Annotated in this window: 17 protein-coding genes, 1 tRNA gene and 2 other RNA genes; 8 read left to right on the top strand and 12 right to left on the bottom strand. The window is 51.8% G+C overall.

Annotation, left to right across the window (positions count from 1 at the left end; translation table 11 throughout):
• Positions 1-51: 51 nt before the first annotated feature.
• Together mdoH and mdoG are read right to left on the bottom strand one after the other, a co-directional pair.
• Positions 52-2,580, bottom strand: a complete 2,529-nt coding sequence (mdoH, locus tag N1249_RS08180) for a glucans biosynthesis glucosyltransferase MdoH (RefSeq protein ID WP_259836615.1) — start codon at positions 2,578-2,580, stop codon at positions 52-54.
• On the bottom strand, positions 2,573-4,126 hold the full coding sequence (gene mdoG / locus N1249_RS08175) for a glucans biosynthesis protein MdoG (protein WP_041162035.1): 1,554 nt from the start codon (positions 4,124-4,126) through the stop codon (positions 2,573-2,575). The genes mdoH and mdoG overlap by 8 nt, the downstream gene beginning before the upstream one ends.
• A gap of 255 nt (positions 4,127-4,381) precedes the next feature.
• Between mdoG and mdoC the strand changes: the two genes are divergently transcribed.
• Positions 4,382-5,521 carry a glucans biosynthesis protein MdoC gene (gene mdoC / locus N1249_RS08170; protein WP_259836612.1) on the top strand — a complete coding sequence of 380 codons (1,140 nt, stop codon included), beginning with the start codon at positions 4,382-4,384 and terminating at the stop codon, positions 5,519-5,521.
• 36 nt (positions 5,522-5,557) lie between these two features.
• Here mdoC and ymdB read toward each other — a convergent pair whose 3' ends face one another.
• The 5 genes from ymdB to csgB all read right to left on the bottom strand — a co-directional run bounded on the left by ymdB (position 5,558) and on the right by csgB (position 8,036).
• Complete coding sequence (gene ymdB, locus N1249_RS08165) at positions 5,558-6,100, bottom strand: O-acetyl-ADP-ribose deacetylase (RefSeq protein ID WP_259836610.1); 543 nt, start codon at positions 6,098-6,100, stop codon at positions 5,558-5,560.
• Positions 6,101-6,206: 106 nt separating this feature from the next.
• A complete protein-coding gene (locus N1249_RS08160) occupies positions 6,207-6,527 on the bottom strand; it encodes a type 1 fimbrial protein (RefSeq protein WP_259836609.1) in 321 nt (106 codons plus the stop codon).
• A 164-nt stretch (positions 6,528-6,691) separates the two neighbouring features.
• Complete coding sequence (gene csgC / locus N1249_RS08155; RefSeq protein WP_014069741.1) at positions 6,692-7,024, bottom strand: curli assembly chaperone CsgC; 333 nt, start codon at positions 7,022-7,024, stop codon at positions 6,692-6,694.
• A gap of 61 nt (positions 7,025-7,085) precedes the next feature.
• The gene (gene csgA / locus N1249_RS08150; RefSeq protein ID WP_259836606.1) at positions 7,086-7,538 is read right to left on the bottom strand and encodes a curli major subunit CsgA; all 453 of its coding nucleotides are present in this window, start codon (positions 7,536-7,538) and stop codon (positions 7,086-7,088) included.
• Between the two features lie 42 nt (positions 7,539-7,580).
• Positions 7,581-8,036 carry a curli minor subunit CsgB gene (csgB, locus tag N1249_RS08145; protein ID WP_014069739.1) on the bottom strand — a complete coding sequence of 152 codons (456 nt, stop codon included), beginning with the start codon at positions 8,034-8,036 and terminating at the stop codon, positions 7,581-7,583.
• A gap of 756 nt (positions 8,037-8,792) precedes the next feature.
• Between csgB and csgD the strand changes: the two genes are divergently transcribed.
• The 4 genes from csgD to csgG are packed head-to-tail and all read left to right on the top strand — an operon-like array spanning position 8,793 to position 11,134.
• Entirely contained in the window at positions 8,793-9,443 is a 651-nt protein-coding gene (csgD, locus tag N1249_RS08140; protein ID WP_166716974.1) for a biofilm master transcriptional regulator CsgD, read from the top strand.
• Between the two features lie 4 nt (positions 9,444-9,447).
• Positions 9,448-9,837 carry a curli production assembly/transport protein CsgE gene (csgE, locus tag N1249_RS08135; RefSeq protein ID WP_217187108.1) on the top strand — a complete coding sequence of 130 codons (390 nt, stop codon included), beginning with the start codon at positions 9,448-9,450 and terminating at the stop codon, positions 9,835-9,837.
• Positions 9,838-9,860: 23 nt separating this feature from the next.
• A complete protein-coding gene (gene csgF, locus N1249_RS08130; protein WP_259836580.1) occupies positions 9,861-10,274 on the top strand; it encodes a curli production assembly/transport protein CsgF in 414 nt (137 codons plus the stop codon).
• Positions 10,275-10,300: 26 nt separating this feature from the next.
• Positions 10,301-11,134 carry a curli production assembly/transport protein CsgG gene (csgG, locus tag N1249_RS08125; protein WP_014069735.1) on the top strand — a complete coding sequence of 278 codons (834 nt, stop codon included), beginning with the start codon at positions 10,301-10,303 and terminating at the stop codon, positions 11,132-11,134.
• 43 nt (positions 11,135-11,177) lie between these two features.
• On the opposite strand, the gene N1249_RS08120 is transcribed toward csgG, so the two are convergent.
• The 4 genes from N1249_RS08120 to ghrA form a co-directional block, all read right to left on the bottom strand.
• Positions 11,178-11,660, bottom strand: a complete 483-nt coding sequence (locus N1249_RS08120; protein WP_259836578.1) for a DUF1097 domain-containing protein — start codon at positions 11,658-11,660, stop codon at positions 11,178-11,180.
• A gap of 96 nt (positions 11,661-11,756) precedes the next feature.
• Positions 11,757-12,311 carry a molecular chaperone gene (locus N1249_RS08115; protein WP_259836573.1) on the bottom strand — a complete coding sequence of 185 codons (555 nt, stop codon included), beginning with the start codon at positions 12,309-12,311 and terminating at the stop codon, positions 11,757-11,759.
• Positions 12,312-12,331: 20 nt separating this feature from the next.
• Entirely contained in the window at positions 12,332-13,069 is a 738-nt protein-coding gene (locus N1249_RS08110; RefSeq protein ID WP_259836571.1) for a phosphatase, read from the bottom strand.
• Between the two features lie 84 nt (positions 13,070-13,153).
• On the bottom strand, positions 13,154-14,092 hold the full coding sequence (gene ghrA / locus N1249_RS08105; protein ID WP_259836569.1) for a glyoxylate/hydroxypyruvate reductase GhrA: 939 nt from the start codon (positions 14,090-14,092) through the stop codon (positions 13,154-13,156).
• 231 nt (positions 14,093-14,323) lie between these two features.
• Here ghrA and N1249_RS08100 point away from each other — a divergent pair.
• The 3 genes from N1249_RS08100 (at position 14,324) to N1249_RS08090 (ending at position 14,771) form a co-directional block, all read left to right on the top strand.
• A tRNA-Ser gene (locus N1249_RS08100) sits at positions 14,324-14,411 on the top strand.
• 44 nt (positions 14,412-14,455) lie between these two features.
• Positions 14,456-14,591, top strand: a non-coding RNA gene (locus tag N1249_RS08095) — RtT sRNA.
• 45 nt (positions 14,592-14,636) lie between these two features.
• A non-coding RNA gene (locus N1249_RS08090) (RtT sRNA) lies at positions 14,637-14,771 on the top strand.
• Positions 14,772-14,885: 114 nt separating this feature from the next.
• Here the strand turns inward: N1249_RS08090 and N1249_RS08085 are convergent.
• Complete coding sequence (locus N1249_RS08085; protein ID WP_259836563.1) at positions 14,886-15,791, bottom strand: LysR family transcriptional regulator; 906 nt, start codon at positions 15,789-15,791, stop codon at positions 14,886-14,888.
• Positions 15,792-15,793: the final 2 nt, after the last annotated feature.

The following is a 15,793-nucleotide window of genomic DNA, read 5'->3' as shown; positions in this document are numbered from 1 at the left end:
CCGGTATTTTATTTGCCGGGTAGCGTGCAGCGTTCCCGGCCTGATTAAAACTTACTTCGCTTTCAGCGCCAGCGGGTTAAGCTTCAGCGTTTTATAGTAGTTGACCCAGGAGGAATATTTCTCCGGAGCAGACCACACACGATAGTGAAGCCGCGCCATGGTGACCGGATCGCTCAACAGGACCAGACGACGGTCACGGTGCAGTTTTTCCGGCGTCTCGTTGAGCGCCTGCTCAACGTGGCGATCGCGGGCAATTTCCAGCACCTTACTTGCACGGTGACGGGCCGTTGCCATTGCGGTTGCCAGGGCGTTGAATGACGGGTTAAACACCGCGTGCATAAAGCCATCATCCAGCGAGCGATTACGGTTCATCTCCAGGAAGCGGTCAGTGTCCACCAGCACCTGCGGCGGTGAATACTCTTCCGGGATCAGGAACAGTTTCCAGCGTTTGGTACGCAGACCCACCGTTGAACGGCTGGATACCACGGACACAAATGGCGACAGGATCAGCGAGAAGACAATCGGTGCCAGCCAGAACAGGAAACGCAGATCCAGCCATGCCATACCCACCGCCCACACCAGCCCTAACAGCAGCTGTGAACCATGACGCATAAAGGCTTCGCTCCACGGAGTCGAGTCATCGTCACGCTGTGGAGAGTTCCAGACCACTTCCCAGCCCAGGAACGCGCTGACCACAAATACGGTATGGAACAGCATACGAACCGGTGCCAGCAGCACAGAGAACAGCACTTCAAGCAGCAACGACACCGTCACGCGGAAGAAGCCGCCATACTCTTTCGAGCCCTTGCACCAGATCAGAATGATGCTGAGCAACTTCGGCAGGAACAGCAGAACCATGGTTGAGGCGAACAGCATAATTGCCAGCTCAGGACGCCACTGCGGCCAAACCGGGAACAGCTGGCGCGGTTGCAGGAAGTACTGCGGTTCTGTCAGGGCGTGCACCACCTGCAACGCGGTAGAGAGCGCCAGGAACATAAACCACAGCGGCGCTGACAGATACGACATAACGCCAGTCAGGAATACCGCACGGTGAACCGGGTGCATCCCTTTTACCAGGAACAGACGGAAGTTCATCAGGTTACCATGGCACCAGCGACGGTCACGCTTGAGTTCATCCAGCAGGTTCGGCGGCAGTTCTTCGTATGAGCCCGGCAGATCGTAGGCAATCCAGACGCCCCACCCTGCACGACGCATCAGCGCGGCTTCCACGAAGTCGTGCGACAGGATAGATCCCGCGAACGAGCCTTCACCCGGCAGTGGCGCAAGCGCACAGTGCTCAATGAACGGCTTCACGCGGATAATCGCGTTATGTCCCCAGTAGTGGGATTCACCCAACTGCCAGAAGTGCAGACCCGCCGTAAACAGCGGCCCGTAAACACGCGTTGCGAACTGCTGGCAGCGCGCATACAGCGTATCCATACCGGATGCTTTTGGTGAAGACTGAATAATACCGGCGTTCGGGTTGGCTTCCATCAGACGCACCAGGCCGGTCAGACACTCACCCGTCATCACGGAGTCAGCATCCAGAACCACCATGTAGCTGTACTGATTACCCCAGCGGCGGCAGAAGTCATCGATGTTTCCGCTTTTACGCTTCACGCGACGGCGGCGGCGGCGATAGAAAATCTGACCTTCGCCCTGCACTTCTGCAATCAGCTCCATCCAGGCTTTTTGTTCTGCCACGCAGATATCCGGGTTGTAGCTGTCGCTGAGGATATACACGTCAAAATGCTCTGCGTTACCGGTCGCCTTTACGGATTCCCAGGTGGCACGCAGACCCGCGAATACGCGATCAACGTCTTCGTTACAGATAGGCATGATCAGCGCAGTACGGTGCTCAGGATTTAGGGGTTCATCCCCGACCGTCGACGCAGAAATGCTGTATTTGTCCCGTCCCATCAGCAGTTGCAGGAAGCCCATCAGCGCCGTCCAGAAACCGGCGGACACCCAACAGAACAACACGGCAAACAGAAGAAGGATGCCGCTTTGCAGGATATACGGTAGCAGCTGCATAAAGGAGACCCACAGATCCTGCCCTGTCATATCCGCAGGGTTGATCAGCGCCCAGCCCTGATAAGGCAGGATGGTCTTCATATACCAGGTTGCCACAACCGTCTGTGCCAGCGTCAGCAACAGCAGAATGTAACGGCGAATCGTCCCGACGGTACGCCATTTTTGCTCGGCGGCTTGCTGCTCTTTCGTCAGACGAGAAAGATAGCGCGGGGCAACTTCACGCCCACGCAGACGATCCCAGAAGCGGCCCACCGGGTTGGTGCGCCACGGGTCCGGGAACATAGAAGAGCGCGTTGCTTTCGGCATTGCCTGAAGCTGATCGCGGCCTTCGTCGTCTTTAACCAGCTGCCCTTCTGCCAGCGAGTCTGGCCATGCTTGCTCCAGACGCGCCTTCACTGACCCCAGCGGCGTATCATCATCACGGGTAAACTGATGATGTTCACCATCCAGCGCGGTTTGTACCGCGCGGATGTCGCTCCTGGGCAGTGCCGCTTTTTCAATATCGCTCAGCGGCATGGCATCAATATATTCAGTTGTATTATTCATTGGCAGGTAGCTGATAGCTCCAGGTTTCGCTCAGCGGCTGATCGTCACTGACCAGCGCAGCGCGCATTTCAGTCGTCTGTTTCGGATCTTTCACTTTCACGCGCAGGGTTAAACGCCACCCTTTCGTTACTGGGTTGTAACGTACGGTATTTTCGACAATTTCACCGTTATCACCAATGCTTGCCTGTGCCGTCACTGCCGTGTCAGGGGACAGTTTCTTCATATCCTGGCCAGCAAAGTCCACAACAAACGCGAGCGTGCCGTCAGGCTGACGGATAAGGTTCGACTGCTTCACATCACCAGTAGAGCGACGGGTCTGCATGACATAGGCGTTATCCGGTGCGTGCAGTTTGTCTTCGTCACGGCTGAAGGTAATGGTGTACTTGAAGTTCATCTCTTTACCAGATTCCGGGAGTTGATCCGGCGTCCAGTAAGCGACGATGTTGTCGTTGGTTTCATCGTTGGTTGGAATTTCAACCAGCTCAACCTTTCCTTTCCCCCAGTCACCTTTCGGTGTGACCCACGCGCTTGGACGCAGATCGTAACGGTCGTCCAGGTCTTCAAAGCGTGAGAACTGACGGCCACGCTGCAACAGACCAAAGCCCTGCGGGTTTTCCATCGCAAAGCTACTGACTGCCAGATGTTTCGGATTGTTCAGCGGACGCCAGATCCACTCGCCGTTACCGGCATGAATAGAAAGACCGTTGGAGTCGTGCAGTTCCGGGCGGAAGTTGGTCGCCGGAGACGGCTGGTTCGGCCCAAACAGGAACATGCTGGTTAATGGTGCAACGCCCAGTTTGCCCACTTTATCGCGCAAATAGACCTTAGACTGCACGTCAACAACCGTGTCACGCCCTGGCATAATGACAAAGCGATACGCACCTGTCGCACGCGGGGAATCCAGAAGTGCATAGATGGTCAGACGCTTATCCGCAGGTTTTGGACGCTCGATCCAGAATTCGCGGAAGCGTGGAAACTCTTCACCTGATGGCAGCGCGGTATCAATGGCCAGACCACGCGCAGAAAGCCCGTAGACCTGCCCCGCACCAATGACGCGGAAATAACTGGCGCCAAGCATACTGACGATTTCGTCGTTTTTATCTTTGCTATTGATTGGGTAAAGCACTTTGAAGCCGGCAAAGCCAAGGTCTTTCACCGTGTCTTTGTCATGCTGCACATCGCCAAAATTGAAGTAATCCGGGTTGTACTTGATTTTACGCACCGAGCTCGCCGTCACTTCATTGATGGCAACCGGCGTATCGAAGTACATACCCTGATGATAAAACTCAAGCTTGAACGGGGTCTTGATATTGCTCCAGTACGCTTTGTCGTGATTGAACTGGATCTGCTGATAGTCCGCATATTTCATATCGCGGAAAACGGAGGGCAGGTTACTTTTCGGCGCTTCATAGCTCTTGCCAGCCATCGATTTTGCCTGTTTTGCGACATCATCGATGTTAAAGGACCAGGCCGATGAGGTATACAGGGACAACACGACTGCTGCACCTAACCAACGCATTTTCATCATTTGTGGTTTATGTTTCATAATAAGTAAGCACTTCCCCCTTTGTGTGCTTATATCGATCCGATCCATTTTAATGGAAACTCAGGCAATCCGACAACATAATCACCGCTTTGTTCAGCTCGCTGGCTCAGGGATTAAGCAAGTGGAAGAACCCACTTTTCACTTTGCGTGCTTATCCTGGAGACAGGGTGTCGGTCTTGGTGTAGGGTTGGCCTCGAATGTAACCATTATGAGTCTTAGGGATAAGACGAAAAGTCTGAGAATGCACAAAGTTATATGAGCACTACTATACCTGTACAACGTGAATATTTCCTCGACTCGATCCGGGCATGGCTGATGCTATTGGGGATCCCTTTTCACATTTCACTAATTTACTCTAGCCACACCTGGCACGTTAACAGTCTGGAACCCTCCTGGTGGCTCACCCTGTTTAATGACTTTATTCACGCCTTCCGGATGCAGGTGTTTTTTGTCATTTCCGGTTATTTTTCCTACATGCTGTTTTTGCGTTATCCGATTAAACGCTGGTGGAAGGTGCGCGTCGAGCGCGTGGGTATTCCGATGCTCACAGCCATTCCGCTGCTGACGCTTCCGCAGTTCATCATGTTGCAGTATGTCAAAGGCAAGGCCGATGGCTGGCAAAATCTGTCGTTGTATGAAAAGTACAACACGCTGGTGTGGGAGCTGGTGTCCCATCTCTGGTTCCTGCTGGTTCTGGTGGTGCTGACGACAATCAGCGTGCTGATTTTTAGCCGTTTGCGTCACCACCTGAGCACGAAAGCCGATACCTTCTTCGCCAGCATTACGCTTGGGAAACTGTCGCTGCTCTTCTTATTGCTGGGCATCGCGTATGCCGCAGTGAGGCGTACTCTCTTTATTGTCTATCCGCCTATCCTCAGCGACGGCCTGTTCAACTTTGTGGTCATGCAAAGCCTGTTCTATATCCCCTTCTTTATGATTGGGGCGCTGGCATTTGTTTATCCAAAGCTGAAAGCCCTCTTTACCACCCCTTCCCCGTGGTGCGCGATTGGCGCGGCAGTGGCCTTTGTCGCCTATCTGCTGAATCAGCGCTACGGCAGTGGCGATGCGTGGATGTATGAAACGGAAAGCGTGATCACCATGCTGCTGGGCCTGTGGATGGTCAATGTGGTGTTTGCCTTAGGCCACCGCCTGCTGAATTTCAAATCCACCCGGGTGACCTATTTCGTCAATGCCTCATTGTTCATTTACCTGGTGCATCATCCGCTGACGCTGTTCTTCGGGGCATACATCACCCCGCATATCGCCTCAAATACGCTGGGCTTTTTCACCGGGCTGGTGTTTGTGATTGGGCTGGCACTGGTGATGTACGAAATTCATCTGCGGATCCCGCTGCTGCGCTTCCTGTTCTCGGGTAAACCTCAAACTAAAGCCTGAACACTCAGCGGCGCCTTTCGGGCGCCGCTGCTGTATTCAGACATCAAACTCCTGTCCGCGCTGGGTCAGAAGCCGCTGGTACAGATGGGCGGTATCTTCATCAAAACAGACAAAGAACACCTGTTCGGGCATCGGTTTCAGGGAAAGGTAGCGATAGACTGTGTCCACCGCAATCGCCGCCGCCGCGGCTTTGGGATAGCCATACACGCCCGTACTGATTGCCGGGAAGGCCATGGTCTTGTAGCCGTTATCGGCCGCCAGGCGCAGGCAGTTGCGATACGCATCTTCCAGGATCCTGGCCTCATGATGTTCCCCTCCATGCCATACCGGCCCTACGGTATGAATCACCGCTTTGGCAGGCAGATCCCCCGCCAGGGTGATGACGGCGTGGCCAGGAGGACACTCTCCTTGCTGCTGACGCACCACTTTGCACGCCTCAAGTAACTGCGGGCCGGCAGCACGGTGAATAGCACCGTCCACGCCTCCCCCGCCCATGAGAGATGGATTAGCAGCATTGACGATTACGTCAACGTGCAATGTCGTGATATCACCGTGGATAACCTCTATTTGCGGTTTCATAAACACCCTCTGCGACCCGCCTTTTTATTAAGTGTATCGCACTGGGGTTGGGAGAAAAAACTATTGCGGGAAAAGCTCTCCCGCCAGAGGGCAGGAGAGCAAGAGATCAGCGGTATTCAACCTGCACAATGGCCAGTGATTTTTCAGGGTTGAGGTACTTCATGCTGACAGAAGCCAGATTGGGGTAAGCACTCTGGCCGTTCAGGGCATCGTTATAGCTCAGCTCACGCGTCTGCATCCGGTTATTCTCCGGGCACGACATAGAAAGTTGTTGATGCCTGGCAGAGATCTCGCAGGGGTTGGAAACTATTGCGCCACGAAAATGGATGACTCCGCCATTAACGAGGGTTGCTGAAAATGCGGGGTTCAGCGCGGCAGACATCGCCAGACCCAGCCCTGTGATGAATTGAAATGCAAATCTGGTCACGAAAATACTCCTCAATGAAAGTCGTCCTTGAGGGGTAAAAACACTCCATGGGGGCAGGCAACGCACAATGAAACATATTTGCAACATTAACTCATCATTGATAACAGCATAGTAATAAGAATCCGTTGCCGCCAGCCCTTTCAATTCATTGATTTACTGAATAATTAGAGCACACTGCCTGGCGGCGACCACTGCTGCGATAAATGGAGCGCTTTCCCATCAGAAACGGTCACGGTGATCTTCACTGTGTCCCCTGCATCGATATTTAAACTCAGGCGCGTTAAATCAATCGTCTGATTAGCGGGTATAGAGACGGTATTTTGTTGTTGTGACGTACTTTGACCGCCCTGTCCTTGTCGCATAGAAAGCACCTGGACCTGGCATTCGCACGGCTCAGTCAGGATCACCTGCGGAATAATGGTCGTCATATTGCCTTGCTGGGAGGTTTTAAATGTAATTTGACTGGAGAGCGCAGCGAGGAGAATTAAGGTTTGCATGATGGACTCCCGAAAAAAAACAGGGCATATGCCCTGTTTTTTTGTAGCACAGATTTCAGTATTAGTACTGATGAGCTGACACGTGGTTACCAATACCAACCTGAGTAACACTTACAGAAGAGTTAGAAGCGGTCTGGTCAACCAATGCACCGTTAAGGCCACCGTACTGGCTAACAGTCATAGTGGAATCTCTGCTGTTCCACTGATCGAGTGTTGCACTGTTACCAAAACCGTTCTGAGTCAGGGTGATAGTACTGTCGTCAGAGCCTTGTCCAACATCTGCACCGTTACCGCCACCGGTCTGGCTAATAGACAGAGTTGAATTTCTTGCATCCGATTGCAAGGCAACAGCTGAGTTGCCGCCACCGCTCTGGTAGATATTCAGGGTTGAATTTGGACCACCATAACCGCCATGGCCATGACCATGGCCCCAGCCGCCTTGATCAATAAGACCCGCCATAGCACTACCAGAAACTACGATTGCTGCAAGTGCTGCCACTTTGATAAATTTCATGGTAAAACCCCCATCGGATTGATTAAAGTCGCCGCTAAATAACTAGCGTTGAATAACGCGAATGGCCATTTGCGACTGTTTCTGCACTACAACTGCGGTTTTCTGCGTACCGTACTGAGTAATACTCGCCCTATTACCCGACCCTTGCTGGATAATCTTTGCCGTATTACCGTATCCATCCTGCGAAATATCAGCATCATTCGCGTAGCCGCTCTGAGCGATATATGCATAATTATAAGTCCCTGATTGATCAACTCTCGCTCTGTTGCCGACTCCATCCTGAGTAACAATGGACAGTAATTTAGAACCGTCCTGGCGAACCTGGGCGTCATTATATGCGCCCTTCTGACCAATAATGGCTGCCTGATTTAACGAGGAACGACTTAATTCATTAACCGCGAAGTTATATTCAGTATTGGCTAAATCTGAACCCGCCGCAGTTACAAATCCAGGCACACCCAGAAATGTAAACATCACAAATAACGATATGTTTTTCATGTTGTCACCCTGGACCTGGCTATACACAAATCGTAATGTGACTTCGTGTTAACGCTTTTCTTATTTGTTAACGCGTCGTTACGGTGAAGAGTATGTCTGTCGAAACATTTTAAATATCTCACCCGCGAGTCTTATTTTTATTCTTCGTTTCACCTCAAAGTATTAATTAATGCCAAAAACCGCTGCAATCAGTGCAGTTTAGTTTTTGTAAAAATATTTCCAGGGTAAAGGTTGTACAACGCGGTAACGGCCTGTCCACCCTTTGCAAGCCGCACGCTTCACCCACTACCGGGATCATAATTTACACAGTGCGTGACACGAGGCATGTTTTCTTAAGGACACAACTCGCTCATTCGAAGGCTTAGGATTTTTCCAGAATTCATACCTTGCCGCTGTGTTAACTAAATAATTAATATTTTTTAAAATCAGATTGATATAAATATTTGTATGATTTTTAAAATGTGTGCAGGGTTATTAGCATGTACAACTTTCCTATCAAAACTGAACAATTGAAATGTGTGATTTTCACAAATTAATATTGATTTTTACATTATGTTACATGTTTAACACTTGATTTAAAGTTTGTAAAAGCTAGATTGAAATCAGATGTACGAAATTTGTTTTATATTTACCTCCCCCTGGAGGTTATGGTCTGATTCTACACACAGCAGTGCAGCATCTGTCAGTACTTCTGGTGCCCCTTAATTTTAATTAAAGGGGCAACTGTCAGGTGTCATAAAAAAGTGGGGTTTCATCATGTATAATGAAGTCCATAGTTTACATGGTCATACATTACTGTTGATCACAAAACCTTCTTTGCAAGCGACAGCTTTATTACAGCATCTAAAGCAATCATTATCACTGAACGGGAAATTGCATAATATTCAACGTTCTTTTGATGATATTGCGCCTGGCAGCATTATTCTTCTCGATATGATGGAAGCTGATAAAAAGCTTATTCATTACTGGCAAGATAATTTAAGCAGGAAAAACAATAATATCCGTTTGCTATTATTGAACACTCCTGATGAGTATCCTTTCAGAGACATTGAAAGCTGGCCGCATATCAATGGCGTTTTTTACGTCACTGAAGAAGAAGATCGCGTGGTAGAAGGGTTGCAGGGCATATTGCGAGGTGAATGTTATTTCTCGCAAAAACTTGCCAGCTACCTCATCACGCACTCTGGTAACTACCGCTATAACAGTTCAGAGTCCGCGCTGCTGACACATCGCGAGAAAGAGATCCTGAACAAGTTGCGCATTGGTGCTTCAAATATTGAGATCGCCCGTTCGTTATTTATCAGCGAAAATACGGTTAAGACGCACCTTTATAATCTTTTCAAGAAGATAGCTGTTAAAAACCGAACTCAGGCGGTTTCATGGGCAAACGATAACCTCAGGCGTTAACACCATGAAACGCACGTTGAGTTGGATTGCCGCAGCAGGCCTTCTGCTTGCTGCCGGGAACCTTCAGGCCGTTGAAGTGGAGGTTCCTGGATTGTTAACTGACCATACGGTGTCATCTGTTGGCCACAATTTTTACCGTGCCTTCAGTGACAAGTGGGAAAGTACTTACCCTGGTAACATAACAATCAACGAACGGCCCAGTGCACGATGGGGAAGTTGGATAACGATAACGGCTAATCAGGACGTTATTTATCAAACGTTTTTATTCCCAACGAAAATAGACTTCGATAAAAACGTAGCCTTAGCTCTGGCACAAACTGAAGAGGCTATAAATCGCCTGCAAATAGACAAAGCGCTATTAAGCACACGCGATTTAGCAAAAGACGAGTTCTAGCGACCCTATATCCGGAGGCTGTCATGCGTATTGCACATGCAGTTATTTCGTTAATGCTAATTACACCATTAAGCTGGGCCGGAAATATGACGTTCCAGTTCCGTAACCCTAACTTTGGCGGTAACCCCAACAACGGGGCTTTCATGTTGAATGAGGCGCAAGCCCAAAACTCCTATAAAGATCCGAGTTTTAAAGACTACACCGTTGACACGCCGTCAGCGCTGGATAACTTCACCCAGGCTATCCAGTCCCAGATCCTGGGTGGTTTGTTAACCAACATCAACACCGGCAAGCCCGGCCGAATGGTAACTAACGACTTTATTGTCGATATTGCCAACAAGGATGGGCAGCTTCAGTTAAATGTGACGGACCGGAAAACTGGAAAAACATCGACCATCCAGGTTTCTGGCCTACAAAGTAACTCGACAGACTTCTGAACAACATCAAAATAAGGACAACGATCATGCAGCGCTTCCTGATATTTGTTGCAGTGTGCTTATTGAGCGGTTGTTTAACTGCTCCACCAAAAGAAGCTGCAAAACCTACATTAATGCCTCGGGCTCAGAGTTATCGTGATTTAACCCATTTGCCAGCACCAACCGGCAAAATATTTGTCTCGGTTTACAACATCCAGGATGAAACTGGACAATTTAAACCGTACCCTGCAAGTAACTTCTCGACTGCCGTACCGCAGAGTGCCACCGCAATGCTGGTCACCGCGCTCAAGGATTCTCACTGGTTCATCCCGCTGGAACGTCAGGGACTTCAGAACCTGTTGAATGAACGCAAAATCATTCGCGCCGCTCAGGAAAATGGTACGGTCGCGAATAACAACCGGATGCCTTTGCAATCGCTTGCCGCAGCCAACGTTATGATTGAAGGTTCGATTATCGGCTACGAAAGTAACGTTAAATCCGGCGGCGTGGGCGCACGTTACTTCGGTATCGGGGCAGATACGCAATATCAGCTCGATCAGATAGCCGTTAACCTGCGCGTGGTGAACGTCAGCACCGGTGAAGTGCTGTCATCCGTGAACACCAGCAAGACCATTCTCTCGTATGAAGTGCAGGCTGGGGTATTCCGCTTCATTGACTATCAGCGCTTACTGGAAGGTGAAATTGGTTACACCTCCAACGAGCCGGTCATGATGTGTCTGATGTCAGCCATCGAAACTGGCGTTATCTTCCTGATTAATGACGGTATCGACCGTGGCCTGTGGGATCTGCAAAACAAAGCCGATGCACAAAACCCGGTTCTGGTGAAATACCGCGATATGTCGGTTCCTCCGGAATCCTGACAGGAAGCGCATAAAAAAGGCGAGATGATTATCTCGCCTTTTTTTATTCACTCACGGCCGTGATGTTTTGCGCTTTTTCGCGTCGGGCTGCAAGCCATAGACCGCTGTTCTTCATGGCATAGCCAAACAGTAAGCCCACAACCAGCGACGGCACCACCAGCTTCCAGTCGCCCTGCCCCGCAAATGTCGCACAGGCACCAATAAAGGTGCCCGGCACAAACGACAGCAGCATTTGCTTTGCCTGAATGCACATCAGAAATGCCACAACGCCGGTCATCACGTAGCCTAAGATCTCGACGTGCGGCGCCAGCGCACTGCCTTTCATAATGACCAGCGCCCAGATAACACCGCTCATCAACGTGCAGGCAGAGATAAACAGCCCTTTAACACCGCCCTGAGGGCAGGCAAAGTAAGCCGTACAGCCGAGGAACCCGGCCCAGCTTAACAGGCCGAGAGATACCGCCACCCATCCCCATAAGCCGGAGAGAATGCCCGTTGTAATTGCAATGCAGAGTAATATGTTCATGGCGCGCATCTTAGCAGATACGCACCATAGAAATGCGATCAGAAGCACATTATGTGCAAGTTGAAATGTATCGTTGCAGGAATTATGTGATCTAAATCACTCTTCATTCTCTTCCTGAAGATCGTCCCACATGGCCGCAATGGCATCGCGGGTCAACGGAGCCAGCGTTCTCCAGAATGGTGATGTGGCGTGCGCTTCCACTTTGCCGAGGAACGTGCCGCACCACGGCAGCAGGAACTCTTCAAACAGCGTTTCGATCGCTTCACTTTCATCTTCGCCAGACTGATCTTCAATCCAGGACGCCGCAAGAAGCAACGTGCCAAAGTGGTCAGCCGGCGTCTCTGCCAGCGGCATCCCGCGCTCAGTCAGAAAAGCGCGAACGTCTGCTTCGGTTGCCCCTTCTTCCCACGCTGAACGATACGGCGCCACGCGGCACTCTTCACCCACGAACAACGCGTTGTAATCCGCAGATACCTGCTGCATGTCGCAGCTTTTTTGCAGACGCTCCAGCAGCTCATCCTGTTCCAGCGGCCAGTTTTGCGCCAGCTTACCTTCCTGGATCATCGTATACAGCGGCACCAGCAGCGGGTCTTGCGGCTGACGGTAGAACAGGGTACCCAGCACGCGGCAAAGGATGGAGAACTCATTCATTTTTTTATTCCATTACACAATTAAAGATCGGCAAATTCATCAATACGCGGCATCCCGCGCGATTCAAGGAAATCGAGCATCCGGCGTGGCGTCACGTTCAGGATCCGCTCTTCCGGGAAAGCAACATCATTAAGCACTTTCAGGCACTCGCCGAAATCGCCGAGCGTAAAGGCGGTGTGCGAGTCAGACCCGAGCGCGACCATACCTCCGGCATCACGCACCGCCGCAGCCACTTCACGGCAGTTGGCCTCGCTGCCTTTGCGCGAATGAACAAAGGAGGAGTTATTAATTTCCAGCGCAACGCGGTGTTCTGCTGCCGCCTGAGCAACAGCCTGAATATCAATCGGGAACTTAGGATTGCCCGGGTGGCTGATGATATGCACGTTGCCGCTGGCAATCGTGGCGATCATCGCCTTAGTATTGGTTTCTTTATCCTGTGGGGCGAAAACCGGCTCATGGAAACCCGCAATGATCAGATCCAGCGAGGTCAGCATCGGGCCAGTGCAGTCGATTTCACCGTCGGTGTTCTTAATGTTCGCTTCGATGCCGCGAAGGATCCCGACACCTTCAACCAGCCGTGGCCAGATGCGCATATTCACAAAATGCCAGTAGTGCGGAGCATCCGCCATATCAGGACCGTGATCGGTAATCGCAAAAAGCTTGATGCCTTTTAGCTTTGCTTGCGCGATGTAGTCATGGAGGGTGCTATAGGCGTGGGTACTGGCGACGGTGTGCATATGCAGGTCAACGGGATACATCTTTCTCTCCTCTGCTGTTTTTCCCAAGGATAGCAGTTATCAGCGGCGAATATTAGCAAAAACCCGGCGAACGCCGGGTTTCTCTTAGTAACCGCGCTGTCTGTCGACCTGCCCGGTAACGGTGTTGCCCTTCTCCATCTCACTGATGGTATGGGAGATATAGGCTACGGCCTCCGCCGGACGCGTAACTGCGGCAACGTGCGGCGTCATGGCCACGCGGGGATGCGCCCACAGCGGGCTTTCTGTTGGCAGCGGTTCGCGGCTATAGACATCCAGCATCGCGCCTTTGAGTTTGCCGCTGTCCAGCGCCGCCAGCAGATCAGGCTCGACCAGGTGAACACCGCGTGCCAGATTCATTAAATAGCTCTGATCCGCCAGTTGGTTCAGAAGCGCTTTGTTGATGATCCCCACCGTTTCCGCCGTATTGGGCAGCAGGTTTATCAGCACGCGAGTGCCTTTCAGGAACGCCGGGAGTTCGTCTGTTCCGGCAAAGCTTTCCACACCCGGATAATCTTTACGGCTGCGGCTCCAGCAACGCAAAGGGAATCCCCACGGGGCAAGTGCTTCTGCCACTTTTGAGCCGAGCACGCCAGCTCCCAGAATGCCGATGGTAAACTCTTCGCGGTGATAATCCGGCAGCGGCTCCCAGTGGGATTGCTGTTTGAAGGCCTGATAATCATCAAAACGACGGAACCAGTGTAGCACCTGGCTCACGGCATACTCCTGCATTTGCTGGCCCATTCCGGTATCTTCCAGTCGGAACAGCGGAATATGTTCAGGCAACATCTCTGGATGCGCTTTCAGCTTGCTGAGGATCGAATCCACACCCGCTCCAAGTGCGAAAACGGCGTTCAGCTCACGGCCCTGGAGCATCTCTACCGGCGGATGCCACACCAGCGCGTAGTCGGCATGTTCATGGTCGCCCCGCTTCCACTCGCGAACGCGCGCGCCCGGCAATGCTGCCGACAGTGCGTTAATCCAGTAAGCCGTATCAAACGTCGGGTGATAAAAGATAATATCCATAGCGATTCCTGCCTTTTATTGCGCGATTTTATTTTCGTTTTCAACTGGATTGCCAGCATAACAAATTTACTGGCAATTGCGTTGTTGATAAAAAAACCGCTTTCAGCACATTTCGGAATCAGGTTGTTTGAAGTTTGTCTAAACACGCTAATTAACTGAAAAAGTTGATTGACGGCAGTTCGGGTTTTCCTTACATTAGCGCCCGTCCCGGCAACAACGGGATGACAATATGGTGAGGTGTCCGAGTGGCTGAAGGAGCACGCCTGGAAAGTGTGTATACGGCAACGTATCGGGGGTTCGAATCCCCCCCTCACCGCCATATTCGGGATAAGAGCTCGTACGAAAGTACGGGTTTTTTTCTTTTATATTCTCCGAAAGGGGGGATGAGAATCCCCGACCGGGGTTCGACAACTGGCGCAGCCAGTTGGACAGACTGAGAGCGCAGCGAACAGGCTGCCCGAAGGGCGAGCGAAGCGAGTCAATCCCCCCCTCACCGCCATATTTAAAGAAGAGCTCGCATGAAAATGCGGGCTTTTTATTTTGCATATTGCACCCCAGGGGGGGATGAGAATCCCCGACCGGGGTTCGACAACTGGCGCAGCCAGTTGGACAGACTGAGAGCGCAGCGAACAGGCTGCCCGAAGGGCGAGCAAAGCGAGTCAATCCCCCCGGAGCTATATGCGGCCCGGTGCGGTCTGAGCCCCTCACCCCAGCCCTCTCCCCAAAAAGGAGAGGGAGCCGTCCGTGCTCGTATTTTTGTGGGGTTTCCTCAACCCCAGGGGAGAGGAAATCACTATTCCTCCACCATCCGCGCATACTCTTCCGTCAGAAAATCCACCAGCGTCCTCACCGATGGCAATAGCCCACGCCTGGACGGGTACACCGCATGAATGACTTCCCGGCGAGGCTCCCATTCATCGAGTACCCGGACCAACTCCCCTGAGGCAAGCTGGTCTTTAACCATCAAAATGGGTAACTGCACTACACCCACTCCAGCCATTGCCGCTTCCCGCAGCGCCAGCATATCGGTCGTGATAAAACGCGGGGCATAGTGGATCTCCGCTTTTGCCCCCTGCGGGCCGGTCAAATCCCATTTATGAACCTGCCTCCCTTCCCCCATACTCAACCCCGGCCATTGGCTCAGCGCTGAGGGCATAACCGGTTTCCCCATACGCTGAATCAGATCAGGCCCGGCCACCAGACAATGCCCCCTGTCGGCAAGCACCCGTAAAACCAGGTCACTGTCATCAAACGGACGCGGACGCACGCGGATTGCGATATCGATCCCCTCGCCCACCAGATCCACCCGTCGATTGGTGGCTTCAAGCTGGAGGTTAATTCCCGGGTATTTCGCCATAAAGCGCGCCAGCATCGGTCCCACGTGCACATGCAGCAACGTCACCGGGCAGGTGATCCTGACAATACCGCGTGGCTCAGCCTGTAACGCAGCAACCGCTTCTTCCGCCGCCTCGGCTTCCACCAGCATCGCTTTGCAATGCTGATAAAATGTCTGACCCACTTCGGTAACGGTAAACTGGCGCGTGGTGCGCTGAATTAACCGCACCCCAAGCCGCTCTTCAAGCTGCGCAATTCGGCGGCTCAGTTTTGATTTTGGCTGATCGAGCGCCCGCCCGGCAGCTGCGAAACCACCGTGCTCGACCACCTTCACAAACCACACGAAGTCATTGAGATCCTGCATAA

It is taken from the genome of Enterobacter sp. CP102 (assembly GCF_025152625.1).
GTDB lineage: Bacteria > Pseudomonadota > Gammaproteobacteria > Enterobacterales > Enterobacteriaceae > Enterobacter > Enterobacter soli.
This window is presented reverse-complemented; position numbering and strand designations above follow the sequence as displayed.